The following is a 19,815-nucleotide window of genomic DNA, read 5'->3' on the forward strand; positions in this document are numbered from 1 at the left end:
CATAATATCTTTTTCAGAATTACTTCTAAAGAGATCGAGCTTATTCTTATTTTCATTAAATAGGTAGAGATGGTAGTTATGACATCCAAAGGCCTTTGTGAGATCATTGATAAAGGGAGTGACTCCTTCTTTATAGATATCATTGACTATCGAATTAAAGAGAGAGAAGAGCTCAACACCTTCTGATGATTCTACTTTTCTATCTAGGGTACAGGCGCGATAGAAATGACTCTTTAGTCTCTTCGTTGAAAATTTTGAGACAAAATCTTTAAGAAAATACTTTAAGACACTATCTACACTTTGTTCATCAAGCTGGACGCCGTAAACGATTTTTTCTATATTCTTTTCATAGACAAATGAGCGAACAACGTTACCTGTAAGATTAAAATCCCAGTTGTTAAAGATTCTCTTAGAATAGATATAAATTGAGACTGACTCACCAATATTAAATTTAAGATTCGAAATAAAGTTTAGGCCTGAAAGATTCAAAGACTCTATCACCACATTTTACAAATCTTATTCTTCCTATCTAAAGAGGTAATATTGGACTTAATATTATCTTTCTCTCTAAGGGGAAGACGATATGATTTAAAGAATTGATAATTTAATAAACTATTCTTCATTGAGAATCTCCTAGGGTTATCTCAATCTTATTTTCAGCCTATCGGTTAAAAAGCGATAATACTTGACTAAAGAAAATGGATAATTTCTCCGATAAGGGAGTAAGATATTGATATCCTATTAGCAGGAGCTAAGTTCTTGAAAAAGCTAAGACAATACAGAATCCCAATTAAATCAGAAGATAGTGTTGATCTGGACCTTATCGTTGATAGTAAGTCCCTTATAGGCCTTGGCGTTCCAATTGAGCTTGTTAATATTTCAAGTTCCGGTCTTGGTCTCTTTGTCTCATCTCCAACAGAGCTTGGTGATGTCTTTGAAGTAAAACTTAAGTATAAGAACCATTCGATATCTGGTATGGGTCATGTGGTTCGTCGAATGGAAGAGTCAAGTAAGGACTACACTGACTATGTTGGTGTGGAATTTGTTGAGATTGATTCTATTCTTATCCAAAACTTTATTCATGAAATTATCTCAGACATGAACTCTCAAAGACTTCGTGGTCTAATGATGGATATGATTGAAAATGAAGGACGATCTATCTTATCTAAGGATGATCCGATCGAAGTGTCTGCCAGTATTTTAACTGATCTCTTCCATGTCTTTCAAAAGTATAATAACTCTCATCAATTGATGTATCTCTTTTCTCAAGAAGTTAAAAGAAGTATTGGGGCGAGAAACTTTCGTTTCTATACCTTTGAGCATGAAGGAAAGAATGTTTCAATCTTTGACTTTAAAGAGGGAAAAGAGCTTGATTCTGTTCTGCCTTTAGTTGGACATTTAAAGAAAGTTAAAGAGAGTGGTAAGGTTATCAAGTCTCGACTTATCAAAGGTAAGAATGAAGATCAGTTCTATAATCTTTTGCAAACATTATTTGAAACACATATCGATACCTTTATTCTAGCACCAGTTGTTGATAAGTGGGGAATGACCATTGGTGTTTTAGAGTTTTCAAATAAGGATGGACACGAACTATTTAATGAAGAAGACTATTTTAAAGTGACACTTCTTGCGACTATTCTAGGGATGAACTTCTCTATTAATAACGATGTTGAAAACTACGAATATGCTAAAAAGCTACAAAGCTTCTATGATGCAGGTCAGTTGATTGGAACCAGTGAAGAGTGCCGTTATCTCAACTCCTTTATGGAGAGTACAGGGGCCAGTGATGATAATGTCTTTATCTATGGAGACTATGGCGTTGGAAAGAAACTTATTGCGATAGGTATTCATGAAAAGAGTGCGCGCTCAACTCATGGAATCGGTCATATTAACTGCCACGACTTAGATAGTGAAAAGGCCTTGAAGTACGCGTTGAATTCTCAAGGGGATCATATTGGGGCGCTAGAGCTCTATAGTGGTGGAACAATAATGTTTAAGGATATCAATTTTCTAAGTAAGGACTTACAAGAAGTTCTCTACCATGAGATTGAAAACCGTAATGATATTCGTTTTATTGCAACTTCTACTAAGAACTATGAGTCGCTAGTTGAAAGTGAACACTATAGTGAACTCTATCAATTCTTTATGGGTAAAAGTGTTCGTGTTCCTACATTAAATGAGAGAAAAGAAGATATTATTCCACTTATTCATTTCTTTACTTATCAATTATGTATGCAAAATGATTTGGCCCCAAAGAGTATTTCTCATGAAGTTATCTCTCATTTTCAAAGTTATGATTGGCCAGGAAATATTAGCGAATTAAAGATTGCTCTGGAGAGATTAATTGTTATGGGAAGAGATGTGAAGACACTCGCTTATAAGAGAAGTCGTGCATTTCCCTTACTTGATAGAGAAATTGACATTGATTTCACCTTTGGCCTTGATCTTCACCATGATTTTATTGATCACTTCGAGGTTCTCTCATCAGGGGACTTTGAGGAGCTGTATTTCTATAGCTATGTCGAAGAGCTTGTTGCGAAAGATGAGTATAGTTTCACTGAACTTGCCATGAAGTTTGATCTTGATGGGGAAAAATTCTACGAGAAGCTATACCATGCTCACGATTTGATGATGAAATACTTTGGGGTGAACTCTGAACTTATTAATATTTATCTTGAATCAGATTTGGCGGCCTAGTGCTAATAAAAAGGCCCCTATTGAGAGGGGCCTTCGTATCTACTTTTTGAATTTCTTTACTTATTGTTCTTCAAGATATCTTTCCGCTCTGATTGCTGCCTGACATCCACTTCCAGCAGCAGAGATTGCTTGTCTGTAGTATGAGTCTTGAACATCACCACAAGCGAAGATTCCTGGAACATTTGTATCTGGGTGCTCACCCTTAGTAATGATAAAACCATGATCATCTAGTTCTACTTTACCTTTTACAAAGTCAGTATTTGGCTTATGACCGATACCCATGAAAAGACCATCTGTTGCTCTTTCTGTGACTTCACCTGTTTTAAGGTTCTTGACCTTAATTGCTGTAACACCAGTGTTGTCTGCGATGATTTCTTCTACCGCTGAATCCCATACGAACTCAATCTTCTCGTTATCAAAAGCTCTTTGTTGCATAGGTTTAGATGCTCTAAGTTCATCTCTTCTATGAACGATATAAACCTTAGATGCAAATTTTGTTAGGAATGTGGCCTCTTCCATGGCAGTGTCTCCACCACCAACTACGTGAACAACTTTGTTTCTATAGAAGAAACCGTCACAAGTTGCACAGGCGCTAACACCTTTTCCGATGAGCTCTTTTTCGTTTGGAAGACCAAGGTATTTTGCCGAAGCTCCTGTTGCGATAATGACAGCGTCAGCCGTTAGCTCATCACCATTTTCACACTTAAGCTTAAATGGTCTATCAGAAATATCGAGATCAGTTACATGAGAAGTCATGTACTCTGTTCCGAATCTCTCTGTTTGTTTTTTCATGTTGGCCATAAGCTCTGGCCCCATAATTCCCTCAGGAAAACCTGGGAAGTTATCAACATCTGTTGTCGTTGTTAATTGTCCACCAGGTTCATGACCTTGAATAACAAGTGGATTAAGGTTTGCTCTTGAAGCATATAAGGCCGCAGTGTAACCGGCAGGTCCCGAGCCTATGATAATGACTTTTCTGTGACTCATTCTCATCTTCCTTTGATATAGTCTTTATTAAATAAGCTTGATGAAATTACTCAACACCTAGTTCTTTCTTAATATTTTCTGGTCTGTCATCCTCTTCAGGATTCATTTCGTAATAAGCCGATACAGAGATAAGATCATCTGGATTTTCAGCTTTTTTAGTCGTTTTGTAGATCTCACCAGTCATTGTGCACTCGTATTTGAAGATCTGTTTTTGCTTTTTTCTTTTTGCCACGCGTTACTCCGTTGGTCTTTTCTGTGTAATAGGTAAAATTATCGTAAACCTTACCATATTGTTTCAAATACTTCCATTTGTTATCCTTAATTATAGGATGATTATTTATAAGATTTTTGCCACTTTTTTGATTTTTGCGAGTCTCAGTGTTTCTGCGATGCAGCAAGTTGTTATTCAAACTATGAGTAAGAGTGGTAAGTCCCTCAAGCTCAATATCGGCTCTTTGCAAGGAGTTAAGCCTGGGGACTTTGCTGATCTCACCGTTAAAGGTGGAAATCTAGATGTTCCTCGTTATAGCTTGATTGGGCCAGGGCGTGTTCTCAAAGTTTTTCAAAACTATTCTTATTGGTATTTTGATCATGCACAAGACAAGAACCTTGAAGTAGGAAAGCCCTATCATATTCTTTTAAGACGCAAGACTCTTAAGGGAAGAACAGATGTCTCAATTGATTATCGCGTAAGCGCTTATGAAAGTGATGAGGCCAAGGCCCTAAGAATTAAGGGGGAGCGAGCAGACTTCCCTTCCGATATGATTCAACAGTCTCAGACATATGATCGACCAGTCTATAAGGATAAGGCCATATTAGGAAGTGACTACCGTGAGACTAAGACCGTTCAAATGAGCAAGGCCTCAGATAAACTCATTGATGATGAGTATATGGAAGTTCAATTTCTAAGATCTGATACGAATGTGATTAATCGTAAAAAAATTGCGAAACAATATAAAGACAACTTGGCCAAACAACAGCATCAAGGCCAGCTAAAGAAAATAAATAATCTTAAGTATGGTTATGATGAACTCTACTATGAAGTGAATGAGCTCAATAGTCCAACTAAAGCGACTAAGCTTCATCAAAACTATCTCTATGAATCAAGACAAAAACGTAAAGAACTAGATCGCATCCCAGAGTCGACGATGGCCATGATTAATAAAGAAGGTAAGATGTGGTCCTCGGATATGGATGATACTGAACTTAAGAATTATCTTCTAAAGACTGGGGTGGCCAAGGAACAGGCCAGACAACGTAGTGTTCTAACTCTTCAATCTGGAAATGAGATTGTTCTCTACTTTGGTTCAAACCTTACTTCAAATTATACAACTGCCGATGACAATTATCAGTTTAACGGCTTCACTATGGGAATTGGTTACGATCTCCACTTAGTTCGTATGAATGAGTCATTCAAAAACTGGAGCCTTGATGTGAAGTTTGAGCGTGGAACTTTAAGTATCGGGCAAGAGACACTTAATAGTCGTATAATTTACGGTGCTATCGCAGGACATCTCAACTATTATTTTCTCAACTATCCTCATAGTCGTAATCAATTTGCTTGGTATCTTGGGGCCGGTCTTAAAAGAGGTAATGGAGAAGGTGAAAATACTAATTTGGAAAGTGAATATGAATACGAGATTCAATCTCTTCCAACTTTCCAATTGGGTGTAAAGTATCGTATGGCCGCTGGCCGTGATTATGAGTTTAACTCAACTTTTGGTTTTGGATTTAACGCCAAGATTAGTTATGAAAATCTAAGTGTAAAAACAATTAATAGTGTAACTGATGACTTTGAGCCAAATCAATCTGTAGGTAATACGAGATTTGATATTGGTCTGAGTATTTATTTTTAAACGGTGGAAAAATGAATAGAATGAAAAACTATTTCTCACTCCTTTTGACATGTCTTGTACTCTTTAGTGCTTCAACAAAAGCATTGGAGATCGATGAGAAGCTCACCATTAGAATTCTTGACGCTTCTGCAAGTAAGAAGACAGTTCTAATTAATCGAGGACTTGAAGATGGCCTCGTTGTTGGCGACCATGCAAAATTCTTCATCACTCAAGGAGTTATTGCCAGAGGTGTTGTTGTCAAGGCCTCTCCTACGAGATCTATTTGGTCTGTTTATCGCCTGATTTCTCCACAAGAGTTCAACAAAGGCCTTGTGGCCAATATTAAAATCTCGACTTCAGTGAAGTTAACTGCTGATTCATCTAAGGCCATCAGAGCGCTAAGTGTTCCGGCCGGATCAATGGGAGAGCCAAATGATATCTTTCCTAATAAGGCGATGGATAAAGGCTTAGCTGACACAGATGAAGTCAAGGCACTTATGAATGAGGGAGATTCTCAAATTCAAGTTGTAGAGACTGCGCAAAATTCTCCACAGGCCAAGAGATCTGCTCTTCACTCCTTAGAGATCTCTGCTCTTATTAGTGTGGCCTCTCTTTCTGGAACTTATACTGATACCGCAAATGATGGATCGTTCGATGCTTCTAATAGTTCTATGAACTTTACTGGCTCTATTGAAAAGTACTTTCCAACCTCGACAAGTTTCTTAAAGAATTTCTCTCTTAAGTTAAATGCAAGTCGCCTTAGTCAGGAGAGTGGATTTGGTGTTAATAATGTTGTGACCCTGACTGATCTTGGTGGGGGAGTCTCTTATTACTTCGGTCAAGGGCCTCACCGTTCTAATGCTCTACTTTATTTTGCAGACGCTAATTTTGGTATCTCTAATGGGACAATTGAAATTCAAGATAATGTGGATACGAACTCATCAACGAATACGACAAAGTCATTTGAAGGAACAGGAACACATATGAGCTTTGGAGTAGGTGCAAAGTACCTAGTTGGAAATCAATTTGGTGCCATTGGAAAACTTGATTACTATAGCAATACAACATCATATGATGTTGAGGGTTCAAATGGCGATATCACAACAGATGAGCTTGCTTACTCTGGCCCCAGAGTTATGTTTGGACTTTTCTACAGATTCTTTTAGACAATAATTCCAATATCTTATCATATGGCCGCCCTGAAATAAGGGCGGTTTTTTTTTGAACTTAAGTTATTTGCCTGTAATTTCGATAAGTTAGTTGAGAGTAGGTGGGTTTAGTTACAATAGTATTGTGTATGGAGAATGCTATGAAGCTAATGAATATAATCCTCTTAAGTCTATTGCTATCTTTATTTGTCGCTTGTTCTAAAGAGGCCGAAAAGATAAGTGGGAAAATTACTTTTAGTGCCTCTTCGCTCGTTGCCGGAAGTATTCCTGTCAACGGCTTAGTTTTAAATGGGACTAATGGGACGAATAAAATCCAATTGGCCCTATCTAATGCAAATGATGACGTTGTTGTTGAGTTGGAGCCAGGACTTTGGAACTTTAAAGTTATTGCATGGAATAATAATGGAAATATTAGTCCTCTTCATGGTTATACAACTTGTGGTATTTCAAGTGCAAATCTCGATTACGGTGATTTTACGATAAGCATTGATCTTAATAAGACAAATTGTGGAGCAGCAACTTTTGGTCCATCTTCGATGAAAAGGAGTGATGATCCAACAACTTTTAAAGAGTTTGTTCTGCGCCCTTGTCTCTATTTTAATGGATTGAGTTTTACAAACCCTTTAACTGAAACTTGCTATGATTCTTGGAAACAGGCAGGCTTTGGGAAATCATTTCGTGTGGTTTTCTATAATGTAAATACTATAACGGGTTTAAGATCTCCTGGAATCACTTCAAAATGTGTCAATATTGATGCCGCCAGTGATGGTCAGACTTCAATGGCACTACCTCTAAATGCTCCTAATGGTTCTTTCCCATTTGTTATTAATACCTATGAGAAGAAGAATTGTTCTGATGATGTTGATCAGTCTTACTTTGTAAGTACTGGGGCGGGGATTTCTCAAGTAACAAAAGTTGATTTTAATATCAACGATACCTATGACTCTCTAAAGTCATACTTCTACTTTGCTGATAATTTTGTCGGACATGGCTATTCTGCTCTTGTAGATATTCAGCCAGAGGATCCAACAAAGTGTGGAGGTTCTACTCATTGCTTGGATAATGAAACAGGACTAGCAAATATAAATCATAATCGTTTCGAGACAATCAAGGATCAGGCCTTTACTGTCCTAGGTTCTCCAAGTGGTAGTCGAGATAATATCTCAACTCATAGTGCTGTAAAGGTTGATGATGGTGGTGGTAATGCCATTATTGTTTATAAAATTGCACAAGGAAGCTCCGGTGGTGGAGGGAATCTAACTCTTTCTGTCGGTGCTCTGACTCTTAATGAAGACTCAACGACGAATCTTGATATTCAATCTAATTTAGATATTGCAACGCTGGTAGGAAATATCAATACTAGCGCTAATTATAGGGCCATTGTTGTTGAAGGCTCAAATGAGGCCGCGACGATTCCTGCTGGGGTCTATACATTTAGTCCTGGACAAGACTCGTCCACTGGAAATAATGGGCGTGATGATAGTATTTTAAAAAATATTGCTCAAATATATGGAGGAGCTGTTGGGGCCGTCTTATATCATAATGGTCTTACAACATGTACAAGCGTTCTCTCTGCCATAGGAAATACCTATACAATAAATGACCCTCTTGAAGGGGGAACAATTGATATTAGCATCGCGGCCGCTACTCAAAATGTACCAACCCAGTTCTCGGCCGGAGGTGGTTCTGCCTACGAAGGAAGAATTGAAATAAATGAAAGTAGCAGTGGAGAAACTGAGACCCAATTTCTGGAATTTAATTGTACGACAACTGGTGAGATTAATAAGATGGGCTTCTTTGCTCGATCAGATAGTCGAGATGGAAGAATTAATAAGGAAGAAGTCTATTATGAAAGCGGTAGTACGTGGACTAATACAAAAGTCGAGGTTCACTCATATCATTCTGAAAATGGAAAAGTTCATCGAAATGTCATTAGTATGAAGGGCTTCGCCGTGGACTCATTCCATCTATGGGCCGCCAACTACTATGATGATGGTACATCCACACCACGTTATGAAAGAGTCTTTATTGATAGAACAGCTGCCGGGAATGTTGAAATTAAAGCCGCTGGACTTGTGGATCTTGATTCAAGTGGTGTTGTCGATTTCTCTCAGGCCTCTGGTCTATTTGAAGTCACTCCTGTTTCAGGAACTGAAGAGCTCTTCTTTACTGAGAGAAAGTTTACAATCTCTCCTCTTAGTGAAGTGACGGCCTTTTCTAAAACGGCCGTAGAGTATCCCTATGCCTCTGGGTTTAATCCAAATGTTTCAAGTGGGGATGAGACGTTATCCTATGATTTTGTGACAAATATAGAAACGAAATTTAGCGTGCTCCCTTAGTATTGGGAGCACTTATTTAAGTGTATTTTGAGAGCCTTCTTTCCAAATCTTCTTCAGTTCTAATAAACTCAGTTCTTCTGATAAGATCAATTTTATCGGCCGTCATCTCTTCCTTTTTAAAAGGCAGAATATTTGGGAGAAACCTAAAAGGACGTTTAGACTTATTAGAGTTATAAGTTTGTCCAAGTCGGTTACAGATATTTTGTGCCACATCCTTGGCCATCACCCTAAAAGTCGTATATTTTCCTCCCATGATGACATGAAGGTTACTACGAGGTTGATAGTACTTGTGATTACGGGCCGTTTTTCCCTTGTCTGAGCCACCTTCACTGACAAGTGGTCGAATTCCTGCAAAAGAGCCAATGATGCTTGTTCGATCTATCTTGGCCGCTGGAAAGTACTCGTTAAGATTATTGATAAGATAATTGATTTCTTCTTCAGAGGGCTTTAAATCGAATTTGTCGCCCTTGTGGCTCTCTTCTGTTGTTCCAACTAAAATATGGTCTTTTTGTGGAATGACGAAAATGACTCTTCCATCATTTGGAGTCATAACAAGGGGGGAGTGGATATCTAAGGCCCCTTTGTCTAACCAGAGATGGCTTCCCTTAGAGGGGAGAAGCTTCTTTTCCCAGTTCACCTGAGGGTGAGCACATAAGATATCATCAGTAAAAGGTCCTGTGGCCATGACAAGTTCTTTACAATGAATTGTCTTTGTTTCACCTGATAACTCATCTCTTAACTGTACTTCGATTCGCCCTGAACAAAATTTGAAAGACTCTAGTCCCACGTGATTGATAGCATGGCAGCCTGTTTCCAAGGCGCCATCCATGATAACTTCGATATTAAGTCTCGCATCGTCGACGATTGCATCATGATAAATTCCCGCTCCTGTTAGTCCTTGTGGACGAATATGGGGGAGGGCCTTAATTGTCTGCTCTTTATTTGCCATACGATGGGAAGTATTTTGAAAACTTGAAAGAAAGTCATACAGAAAGAGCCCGATCTTGATCATCCACTTCGGTCTCAAAGAGTCTTTAAAGACAGGCATGTAAAAAGAAGACTCATAACAAAGATGGGGGGCGAGTTTTAGCCAGAGGTTCTTTTCATGAAGGGCCTCAAAAACTAAGTCAAAATCCATATTTTCTAAATAGCGAATTCCTCCATGGAGCATCTTTGAAGATTTTGAGCTTGTTTGAGATGAGAAATCTTTCTTATCCACAAGCAGAGTCTTGACTCCATTAAGGCTGAGATCTCTAAATATCCCAGCGCCAACAATCCCACCACCAATAATGATGGCATCATAGTAAATATCGGATTCGAGAAGAGGATTTTCTTTATGCATATTTCGTATCTATTCCTTAGACATCTTACTGACTGATGATGACAGCATCACCTGTGCAAATAATATTATAACTTGTTGCTTCTTCTTGATTGATGGCCGTCATTGTATAATTCACACCAATAAGAGCATTGGCCCCCAGTTTAAAGGCCTTCTTTTTAAGTTGTGCAAGAAGAATATTGTAAATCTCTGTCGAGCCTATACTGAGTTGAGAATTATCCATTTCATCTTCATACTCAAGTGTTTGTTCACTTAATTCATCTAACTCATATATTCCAGAGCATGTCACAATCCCAAGGTGATCAAGAATCTCTCGATGTTGAAATTTTGATTGGGTTGTTGACTCCATTGACTCTGGATCAAATTCAGACTCATTACGCTTGAATTGCAGATCCTTATTTTGAAAAATACTTCTCTTACTAACTAGGCCACGACTATCTTTTTCATAAGACTTACTATCGTGAATTTCTTCAGCTAGACCAACTTGAACATCTCTTGCGTACTTTCTTAGTTTTCCTGCTAGATAAATCGCACTATACTCACTAATTTGAGGAACAAGGAGGTGACCAATTTCAAGAGATGTACGAATCATCTTCTCATCATCTCCAACTAGGCCATGTTCATTGAGAATTGCAAGAATACTCTCATGATAGTCTTCACCAATAATATCTTTGAGAAGGAGAGTAAAGGCAGGATTTCCCCCGACTTTAACAGTTCCATAGCTCATATTATTAGCAAAGTTTCTCACTTCATCAAATGTTTCTCTTTGTTGAGGTGGTGTTGTTTGAATATGAGAAGTCTCTATTGAACTCTGCTCATCTCCAATCTCTGGCATATCATGTTGGTCGGGGATATGGGGGATTGGGGACTCTGTGGGCTGTGAGTTGCTTTGGGTGAAGTCGCCTTGGTTGCTGCCTGGGTCATTCTCTTGGTCATTCTCTTGGTTATTGTCTTGGTTATTGTCTTGGTTATCGTCTGCGAGGTATTCCTCAGAGTTTTCGTCAAAGTTCTCATTGAAGTCTTCGTTGAAGTCTTCATGGAAGCTTTCAACGTCGTTTTCTTCATCGAATTCTTCGTCGTTGTCCTCAGAGTCATCCTCGAGGGTATCTTCGCTACCTTGTGTTGAATCGTCTTCTGAGTTGTTCTCGAAATCATCCTCAAAATTGTCTTCGAAATTGTCTTCGAAATTGTCTTCAGAGTTATTTTCGAAATTATCTTCGAAATTATCCTCAAGCTTGTCGTTATAATTATCGTCGGAATTTTCTTCAAAGTTATCTTCTAGGTCGTCTTGGAAATCTTCTTGATAGTCACCTTCTAAGTCGTTTTCGAATCCGTCTTCTGAGTCCTGTGTTAGCTCATCATCACTATCTGAAAATTCGTCTTGATCTGACATCTCATAACTTTCTTCTGAGTCCGATAAGTCGGATGAGTCAGCGTCATCGAGATCGTCAATTGAGGTATTAAATTCAAAGGGTGGAGGGAGTTCACTATCGTCATCATCAGCTCCTGCTGACTCTGCAAAAATAGCATCTGCTTCTGGGTCATCTTGATGGAGAAATTCAGAGAGGTCTTCGACACGTGTTAGATCGTGTTTAGTCTCTTCGTCATTCCCATTATTATTCTGATCACTCATTACGCCTCTCCATGGCAATTATAATGTGAAGGGTGGCACTAGGCCACGGAGCTATTAGGCCCCGTGACAATGCTTAAATTTCTTTCCTGATCCACATGGACAGTCGTCATTTCTTCCAACTTTCATCTGTCCTCTTCTGAGTGGAGCTGCTTGCTTCTTCGCTGATTCAGCTTCTCTTTCGGCCGCTTCTTGTGCTGCCTTATAGGCCTCAAGCTGTCTTTCAAGCTCTGCCTCATGTTGCTTTCTTAGTTCTTCAATTTCTTCTGCAGTATAGAGTTTTACTGAGAACATATTTCTAACAACACTTTTCTTAACTTCGATTCTCACTCCTTGGAAAAGTGAGAAGGCCTCTCTCTTATATTCAGTAAGTGGATCTTTCTGAGCGTAGGCCTTAAGGTTAATTCCTTCTTTTAAATTATCCATTGAAAGAAGGTGATCCTTCCAGTGTTGATCAAATGTAGATAGGAGAATTTCTCTGAGAGCAAGTGTTACTTGTTCCTCATCATAAGCTGCTAGCTTCTGATCAAGGATTTCTTTGGCCATTTCTCCAAAGTAGTTTTCAAGCTCTCCATTGTGCTTAGAAGAACATTCCTCGGCACTGATATCAATCTCTGTATTGAAAGTTGTCTGGAAACTCTTATTCATCTCTTCCCAAGGCCATTGGTCTAGAGGAACTTTCTTATCTGTTCTATAGCTATCAACTAGTTCTGCTGCCACATCTTCAATCATCTCTTTAACAAATCCTAGGTTGTCTTCGTCAGAGAGAATATCTCTTCTAATTCTATAGATAACACTTCTTTGCTCATTCATAACATTATCAAAGTCAAGTAGGTGTTTTCTAATTTCAAAGTTGTGAGTTTCAACTTTCTTTTGGGCCTTAGCAATAGCATTAGTGATCATGCTGTGCTCAATTGGCTCATCCTCTTCCATTCCTAGAGTTCCCATGACTTTAGAAATTCTGTCACTACCAAAGATTCTCATAAGATCATCTTCAAGAGAGAGGAAGAATTTCGAGTGACCAGGATCTCCCTGACGTCCCGAACGTCCTCTAAGCTGATTATCAATACGACGTGATTCGTGTCTTTCTGTCCCTAGGATATAAAGTCCACCAAGGGCCTTAACTTCATCATCGATTTTAATATCTGTCCCACGACCGGCCATATTTGTTGCGATTGTTACGGCTCCTTTTTTACCGGCACCCATAATAATCTCAGCTTCTTTTCCGTGTTGTTTCGCGTTTAGAACGTTGTGTGGAATATTTGCTTTCGTTAGCTCTTCACTTAAGTGAACTGAACTATCAATTGATATTGTACCAACTAGGACTGGTTGTCCTTTAGCATTTAGGTCTTTGATAAGTTTTAGAATTGCACGGTGTTTAGCGGCCGTATTCTTGTAGATAACGTCGGCCTCATCAACTCTTGCAATTGGAAGATTTGTTGGGATAACGATAACACTCAATTTATAGATCTTTTGGAATTCTTCTGCTTCTGTATCGGCCGTACCAGTCATACCAGCAAGAGTTCCATACATTTTAAAATAGTTCTGGAATGTAATAGAAGCAAGGGTCTGGTTTTCAGACTTAATCTCAACACCTTCTTTTGCTTCAATGGCCTGGTGAAGACCATCTGACCAACGAGAACCTGTTTTTAGACGTCCTGTGAACTCATCAACGATAATAACTTCGCCGTCTTTAATAACGTAATCAACATCAAACTTAAAGAGATGATGTGCTCTTAGGGCCTGATTCAGGTGGTGGAGAAGTTCAGAGTTTTCTACTGCATAGAGATTGTCTACTTGCATAAGCTCTTGAACTTTTAAAATACCTTCTTCTGTAAAGATAGCCGATTTTGATTTCTCATCAATTGTGAAGTGCTTTTCCACTGTGAGCTGTGGAATAATTTTATTGGCCACGTGATAAAGTTTTGAATCACCTTCACTTGGTCCTGAAATGAGAAGGGGAGTTCTTGCTTCATCGATAAGAATCGAGTCAACCTCATCCACGATACAATAGTGAAAATCTCTTTGCACATAATCATCTAGAGAGAATTTCATATTGTCTCTTAGATAATCAAAAGCAAATTCATTATTTGTTCCGTAGGTAATATCTGCTTGATAAGCAGCTTTTCTGTCCTCATCTTCCATATCGGCGATGATACAACCTGTTTTCATTCCAAGCCATTCATAGAGAACGCCCATTTCTTCAGCATCCCTAGAGGCAAGATAGTCGTTAACTGTGACGAGGTGAGCACCTTTTCCCTCAAGGGCCTTGAGGTAAAGGGCCAAAGTAGCAGTCAGAGTTTTACCTTCACCTGTTTTCATTTCGGCGATGATTCCTCTATAGAGAACGATTCCACCGATGATTTGAACATCGTAGTGTCTCATTCCTAAAACTCTTGAAGAAGCTTCTCTTACAGTGGCAAATGCTTCAGGTAGAATGTCATCTAGTGATGAACCATCAGCAAGCATCTTTTTAAATTTTGGTGTTTGGGCCTTAAGCTCTTCATCACTCATTTGCTTCATCATTGGCTCAAGTGAGTTGATCTTATCAACTAGTGGTCTGAGTTTTTTGATGTCGCGATCGTGTTTTGTACCGAAGATGGCCTTAATTGGGTTAAACATAAAATATATCTCCTAAAGATTAGTCTAAAATATAGTAAAGCGGGTCAACAGGTGTTCCATTAATTCTCACCTCATAGTGAAGGTGAGGACCTGTTGAAAGCCCTGAGTTACCGACTTTGGCAATGAGTTGTCCTCTCTTTACACGCTGGCCTTTTTTAACCATATTACGCGAGTTGTGCGCGTAGAGAGTTTCTACCCCGTAGCCATGGTCGATTTCGACATACCAACCAAAACCAGGGTTCTTTCCAGCGATTTTCACAATGCCATCTGCAGGAGCAAGAATTGAAGTACCAATAGGTGCACCTACATCAAGTCCTTCGTGCATTTTTACTCTATTGGAATAGTGACTGGCCCTTGGGCCGTAATAAGATGTAATCCATCCTCTTGCTGGAATAAGGGTTGGCGTCGATCTTAAAAATGATTCTCTATCTAATAGAAACTGGTCAAGCTCGTTGACTTTGACCTCGAGATTACTGGCAATCTGCCTTAGTAAGCCGAACTTGTAGTCAAAGTGAGCAAAGTTACCTGCTAGCTTCAAACTTTGTTTAATGAGGTTATTCCACTTCTTTGTGTAGCTATAACCAGTAATTAAACCAAAGGTGGTAGCAATTTTCCTTTCGTAAAGGTCTTTGATGTCCTGATATTTATCAAGCTTTTCGATTGATTCACTATCTTGCTTTAATTTTTCAATCAATTCATTGTCGAGGGGAATATTGACCGAGTCAGGATTTCTCTCGATTGGGGCCGTTGTTGAGTTCTTCTGAGTTGGTACTGTCAGATCGTTCTCTTCAAAGCCTGTGATCACTCGAAGCTTTCTTTCGAATTGTTGAACTCTCTCAATATCATCAGTCAATGTATTTAACTTCATATTGAAGAGCTGTATTTGTTCCTTGAGCTGACGGTTCTCAATACTGAGGTGTCTGTTCTCATAAACTTGTCTTAGAATTTTTATATAGTCGTAGCTTAGAATACCAACGACTGAAACCACCACGAGAATTAAGAAAATAAAACTGTTAAAAAGTACGCGTGGTATGCGAAACGATTTAACACCCTTTTCTTTTTCAGGGATGACCATAATTGTATAGAAACGACTCAAAGTGTTAGACTCCGGCTGAAATAAACTTCTAGGTTAACAGTTTAGTTATCTTATCAAGTGTTTGCAAGTATTTGTTCTGCTCAACTCAATGATACTGTCAGAGTCTTAAAATGAATTTATATGCAATCGGCTAGCATACCGCGGCAAGAATGACGGAGATATTGTCTTGTCCTCCGTTCTCATTGGCCTGACGAACTAATGTCTGAACACAGTCACGAACATTGGTATAGTTGACATCTTTCTTTAGCAGTGTGTTGCTAATGAGGTAGAGGATATCTTCATCTGAAACTTTTCCGTGCAGTCCGTCAGAACAAAGTAGGATAAGATCGCCGGCCTTTGGTTTATAAGAAAAAATATCAATCTCAATATCTAGCTCATAACCAACAGTTCTTGAGAGAACGTTCTTGTGTGGATCATCGGCCGCTTGTGCTCTGGTGTAAATTCCCATGTTCACTTTTTCTTGCACCATAGAATGATCTTTTGTGAGTTGAAAAATCTGGTGTTCATTGATGAGGTAGGCCCTTGAGTCGCCAACATTTCCCACAGCAATATTATCGCTACCAAAAAGTACTGAGACTACTGTTGTTCCCATTCCTCTTAAGTTCTCATTTAAGTCGGCATAGTTTTTAACCTGATTATTCGCATGCATAATACTTTCTTTAAGAGATTTTCCTGGTGTGCTTTGTGGATCGTTTTGCGATTTTATAAACTCCGACATATATTTCACGGCCATCGTTGAAGCGAGGTCACCACCAGAGTGTCCACCCATACCATCTGCTACCACATAGAATTGATCGGCATTACTGATATAAATCGTATCCTGATTCGTTTCTCTCTTTCTTCCAATGTCGCTAATTCCGGCGCAAATGACTTCCATGGATTCTCCAAAAATGCAATGATAAACCTATTTATATTTTCAAAAAACAGTGAATTCTTGTCAATTGAGCAAAAGAATCCTTACCTGAGTAAACTAGTGTCATAATGAACCTTGTAAAAACCTCTAGATAGCTCTGTTTTTTCCTTTTTAATAGGAGAACTCGGTGTATAATTAAAGATAGAAAATGAACAACTCAATCAAGGACGGGAGAGCTTCATGAGCAAAATAGATATGCAAAACTTTATCAGCGAAAACTACAAAGTTGAAGATTTCGCTCACCTTAACTGGTCAGGATCTTTCCAAGATTATATCGACCAAATTTCTGAAAACCCAAAAATTGCGAGAAATGCATTCCAAAGAATTTATGACATGATCATGTCTTTTGGAACGAGTACTTATACAGAGTACAAGAAAGAAATTACTCGTTACCACTTCTTCGATGATCCAATCGAAAATGGTAAGGATGCAGTTTTTGGAATCGATGTTCACCTCATGAAGTTAGTGAACTTTTTTAAGGCCGCAGCACTTGGTTACGGAACTGAGAAAAGGGTACTTCTTCTTCACGGACCTGTTGGTTCTGCAAAATCATCTATTTCAAGAAACCTTAAAAAAGGACTTGAGTATTATGCGAAAACTGATGATGGAGCTCTTTACACTTTTGAGTGGTATGACTCAGAAGAGACGGAAATTCTAGGTGGTCAAAAGGTTTTCCCATCACCGATGCACGAAGATCCATTAAAACTTATTCCTGTTGAGATTAGAAAGGAATTCCTTGCTGAATTAAATAAGGGAAGTAAGGCGGAGTATAAAGTAAAAATCAGAGGGGAAGTTTGTCCTGCTGATAGATATATTTTAAAAGAATATATGAGAAAATATGATGGTGACTTTATGAAGGTCATGGAAAATCATATTCGAGTTAAGAGACTTGTTCTTTCTGAAAAAGATAGAATGGGGATTGGAACTTTCCAACCAAAAGATGAGAAGAACCAAGACTCGACAGAGCTAACAGGTGATATCAACTATAGAAAGATTGCACAGTATGGTTCAGACTCTGATCCAAGGGCCTTTAACTTTGATGGTGAATTCAACATTGCCAACCGTGGAATTATCGAATTTATCGAAATGTTAAAGCTTGATGTTGCTTTCCTCTATGACCTTCTTGGTGCATCACAAGAGCAATCAATTAAGCCAAAGAAATTTGCGCAAACAGATATTGATCTTGTTATTCTAGGACACACAAATGAGCCTGAATTCAGAAAACTTCAAAATAATGAATTCATGGAAGCTCTTAGAGATAGAACAGTTAAGATTGATGTTCCTTATATCACGAGACTTGATAATGAGGTAAGGATTTATCAAAGAGATTTTAACGCAGAAAAAATTCCTCATGTTCACATTGCTCCTCACACTCTAGAGATGGCCGCTATGTGGGCCGTTCTTACGAGAATGGAAGAGCCGAAGAAAGCTGATTTAACCTCACTTCAAAAACTAAAACTTTATAACGGAAAAACTCTTTCTGGTTATAACGAAGATAATGTTAAAGAACTTAGAAAAGAGGCCGTAAGAGAAGGTTTAGAGGGAATTTCTCCTCGTTATATTCAAGATAAGATTTCAAATGCACTTGTTAAATATGGTCATACCGGGTCTTTAAACCCATTCATGATTTTCAACGAGCTTGAGTCTGGTCTTAAGCATCACTCTCTCGTTACGTCTTCTGAGATGTTAGATAAGTACAGAGAGCTACTTGCTGTAGTAAGACAAGAGTATACAGATATTGTTAAGAATGATGTTCAAAAAGCTATCTCTCTTGATGAGACTGCAATTGAAACACTATGTGCTAACTATATCGATAATGTTAAGGCCTATACTCAAAAAGAAAAAGTTCGTAACAAGTACACTGGGAAGCTTGAAGACTCAGATGAGCGTTTCATGAGAAGTATCGAAGAGAAGATCGATATTGCTGAATCTCGAAAAGATGATTTCAGACGTGAGATTATGAATTATATCGGTGCTCTTGCAATCGAAGGAAAGCAATTTGATTACAAGATGAACGAAAGACTTCATAGAGCTCTTGAACTTAAACTTTTTGAAGATCAAAAAGATGCGATCAAACTTACTACAATTATTTCAAATGTTGTGGATAAGGAAACTCAAGAGAAGATCGATGTTATTAAATCTCGTCTTATTAAGAACTATGGTTACTGTGAATATCAGCAACAGACGCTCTTAATTATGTAGCAAGTATTTTTGCTAAAGGAGATAGTGCTAAGTCTTAGGGCTTAGCACTTTGAACATCAGTTTTTAGGAGGATGAATGGATCATCCAATAAAGAGAGACCACTCTAGGTTTCGAAAAATAATCAAAGGTAAGATCAGAGACAATCTCAAGAAATATGTTTCTCGAGGAGAAATGCCTATTCCTAAAGGTAATGGTGAATTTAAGGTGCCAATGCCTTCTATTAATACACCTCAATTTCGCTTCGGTGATAAGAGCCAAGGTGGAGCTGGTCAGGGAGAAGGGCAACCTGGAGATCCTGTCGAGGGTGGACAACCTGGAGAGGGTCAACAAGGTGAAGGTGAAGCTGGTCAAGATGAAGGAGCTAAAGAGCTTGAAGTGGATATGTCACTTGATGAGCTAGCTTCGATTCTTGGAGATGAACTAGAACTACCTAAGATTGAACCTAAGGGTAAGAAGAATATGCAATCTACTGTAGATCGCTACACGAGTATTGGGACAGTTGGACCAGATTCATTAAAGCACTACAAGAGATCTTATAAAGAGGCCTTAAAGCGCCAAATTGCCATGGGAACTTACGATGCTAAGAACCCAATCATTGTACCTATAAAAAGTGATATGAGATATCGTAGTGCAGATACTAAAGTTGAGTTTGAAAACTCTGCTGTCGTGATCTATATGATGGACGTCTCGGGTTCAATGGGTGATGAACAAAAAGAAATTGTAAGAACAGAATCTTTTTGGATTAATCTGTGGCTAAAGTCTCAATATAAGGATATTGAAATTCGCTATATAATCCACGATGCAACTGCAAAAGAAGTTGATGAGGAAACATTCTTCAGAACTCGTGAAAGTGGGGGAACTTTGATTTCTTCTGCTCTTAAATTATGTCGTGATATTATTCAAAGTGACTACAATCCTGATGAGTGGAATATCTATCCTTTCCATTTCTCTGATGGTGATAACTGGTCAACTGAAGACACAAAACT

Annotated in this window: 14 protein-coding genes and 1 pseudogene; 6 read left to right on the plus strand and 9 right to left on the minus strand. The window is 38.5% G+C overall.

Going from position 1 to position 19,815, the window contains the following annotated elements:
- On the minus strand, window positions 1-489 hold a 489-nt coding region (locus tag M901_RS04980; protein WP_157679841.1), incomplete at its 3' end, for a hypothetical protein.
- Window positions 490-497: 8 nt separating this feature from the next.
- On the minus strand, window positions 498-623 hold the full coding sequence (locus M901_RS18180; RefSeq protein ID WP_021277104.1) for a hypothetical protein: 126 nt from the start codon (window positions 621-623) through the stop codon (window positions 498-500).
- A gap of 136 nt (window positions 624-759) precedes the next feature.
- On the opposite strand from M901_RS18180, the gene M901_RS04985 reads away from it, so the two are divergent.
- Window positions 760-2,697 carry a sigma 54-interacting transcriptional regulator gene (locus M901_RS04985; RefSeq protein WP_021277099.1) on the plus strand — a complete coding sequence of 646 codons (1,938 nt, stop codon included), beginning with the start codon at window positions 760-762 and terminating at the stop codon, window positions 2,695-2,697.
- A 60-nt stretch (window positions 2,698-2,757) separates the two neighbouring features.
- Here the strand turns inward: M901_RS04985 and trxB are convergent, their stop codons facing one another.
- Together trxB and M901_RS04995 are read right to left on the minus strand one after the other, a co-directional pair.
- Window positions 2,758-3,684, minus strand: coding sequence for a thioredoxin-disulfide reductase (gene trxB, locus M901_RS04990; RefSeq protein WP_021277100.1), 927 nt, complete (start codon window positions 3,682-3,684; stop codon window positions 2,758-2,760).
- 46 nt (window positions 3,685-3,730) lie between these two features.
- Complete coding sequence (locus M901_RS04995) at window positions 3,731-3,916, minus strand: hypothetical protein (RefSeq protein WP_021277094.1); 186 nt, start codon at window positions 3,914-3,916, stop codon at window positions 3,731-3,733.
- A 97-nt stretch (window positions 3,917-4,013) separates the two neighbouring features.
- On the opposite strand from M901_RS04995, the gene M901_RS05000 reads away from it, so the two are divergent.
- The 3 genes from M901_RS05000 to M901_RS05010 all read left to right on the plus strand — a co-directional run bounded on the left by M901_RS05000 (window position 4,014) and on the right by M901_RS05010 (window position 9,027).
- Complete coding sequence (locus M901_RS05000) at window positions 4,014-5,540, plus strand: hypothetical protein (protein WP_021277105.1); 1,527 nt, start codon at window positions 4,014-4,016, stop codon at window positions 5,538-5,540.
- An 11-nt stretch (window positions 5,541-5,551) separates the two neighbouring features.
- Window positions 5,552-6,685, plus strand: coding sequence for a hypothetical protein (locus M901_RS05005; protein ID WP_034720521.1), 1,134 nt, complete (start codon window positions 5,552-5,554; stop codon window positions 6,683-6,685).
- Between the two features lie 143 nt (window positions 6,686-6,828).
- Entirely contained in the window at window positions 6,829-9,027 is a 2,199-nt protein-coding gene (locus M901_RS05010) for a hypothetical protein (RefSeq protein ID WP_021277097.1), read from the plus strand.
- Window positions 9,028-9,043: 16 nt separating this feature from the next.
- On the opposite strand, the gene M901_RS05015 is transcribed toward M901_RS05010, so the two are convergent.
- The 5 genes from M901_RS05015 to M901_RS05035 form a co-directional block, all read right to left on the minus strand.
- Window positions 9,044-10,369 carry a glycerol-3-phosphate dehydrogenase/oxidase gene (locus M901_RS05015; protein WP_021277101.1) on the minus strand — a complete coding sequence of 442 codons (1,326 nt, stop codon included), beginning with the start codon at window positions 10,367-10,369 and terminating at the stop codon, window positions 9,044-9,046.
- A gap of 25 nt (window positions 10,370-10,394) precedes the next feature.
- Window positions 10,395-11,999, minus strand: a complete 1,605-nt coding sequence (locus M901_RS05020) for a heavy metal-binding domain-containing protein (protein ID WP_021277103.1) — start codon at window positions 11,997-11,999, stop codon at window positions 10,395-10,397.
- Window positions 12,000-12,053: 54 nt separating this feature from the next.
- Window positions 12,054-14,618: a preprotein translocase subunit SecA gene (gene secA / locus M901_RS05025; protein WP_021277095.1), complete on the minus strand. Its 2,565-nt coding sequence runs from the start codon at window positions 14,616-14,618 to the stop codon at window positions 12,054-12,056.
- Window positions 14,619-14,637: 19 nt separating this feature from the next.
- Window positions 14,638-15,714 (minus strand): M23 family metallopeptidase, encoded by a 1,077-nt coding sequence (locus tag M901_RS16290; RefSeq protein WP_021277092.1) that lies wholly within the window; start codon window positions 15,712-15,714, stop codon window positions 14,638-14,640.
- A gap of 130 nt (window positions 15,715-15,844) precedes the next feature.
- A complete protein-coding gene (locus M901_RS05035; RefSeq protein WP_021277091.1) occupies window positions 15,845-16,591 on the minus strand; it encodes a Stp1/IreP family PP2C-type Ser/Thr phosphatase in 747 nt (248 codons plus the stop codon).
- A gap of 216 nt (window positions 16,592-16,807) precedes the next feature.
- On the opposite strand from M901_RS05035, the pseudogene M901_RS05040 reads away from it, so the two are divergent.
- Window positions 16,808-18,867 (plus strand): annotated as a pseudogene (locus M901_RS05040) (PrkA family serine protein kinase).
- 37 nt (window positions 18,868-18,904) lie between these two features.
- A partial coding sequence (locus M901_RS05045) for a DUF444 family protein (protein ID WP_021277102.1) occupies window positions 18,905-19,815 on the plus strand: 911 nt, incomplete at its 3' end.

It is taken from the genome of Bacteriovorax sp. DB6_IX (assembly GCF_000447775.1).
GTDB lineage: Bacteria > Bdellovibrionota > Bacteriovoracia > Bacteriovoracales > Bacteriovoracaceae > Halobacteriovorax_A.

Bases quoted from the DNA above. Each gene is read 5' to 3' on its own strand.
- M901_RS18180 (WP_021277104.1), bottom strand. From the start codon at position 623: ATGAAGAATAGTTTATTAAATTATCAATTCTTTAAATCATATCGTCTT.
- trxB (WP_021277100.1), bottom strand. From the start codon at position 3,684: ATGAGTCACAGAAAAGTCATTATCATAGGCTCGGGACCTGCCGGTTAC.
- M901_RS05000 (WP_021277105.1), top strand. From the start codon at position 4,014: ATGATTATTTATAAGATTTTTGCCACTTTTTTGATTTTTGCGAGTCTC.
- M901_RS05005 (WP_034720521.1), top strand. From the start codon at position 5,552: ATGAATAGAATGAAAAACTATTTCTCACTCCTTTTGACATGTCTTGTA.
- M901_RS05010 (WP_021277097.1), top strand. From the start codon at position 6,829: ATGAAGCTAATGAATATAATCCTCTTAAGTCTATTGCTATCTTTATTT.
- M901_RS05015 (WP_021277101.1), bottom strand. From the start codon at position 10,369: ATGCATAAAGAAAATCCTCTTCTCGAATCCGATATTTACTATGATGCC.
- M901_RS05020 (WP_021277103.1), bottom strand. From the start codon at position 11,999: ATGAGTGATCAGAATAATAATGGGAATGACGAAGAGACTAAACACGAT.
- secA (WP_021277095.1), bottom strand. From the start codon at position 14,618: ATGTTTAACCCAATTAAGGCCATCTTCGGTACAAAACACGATCGCGAC.
- M901_RS05035 (WP_021277091.1), bottom strand. From the start codon at position 16,591: ATGGAAGTCATTTGCGCCGGAATTAGCGACATTGGAAGAAAGAGAGAA.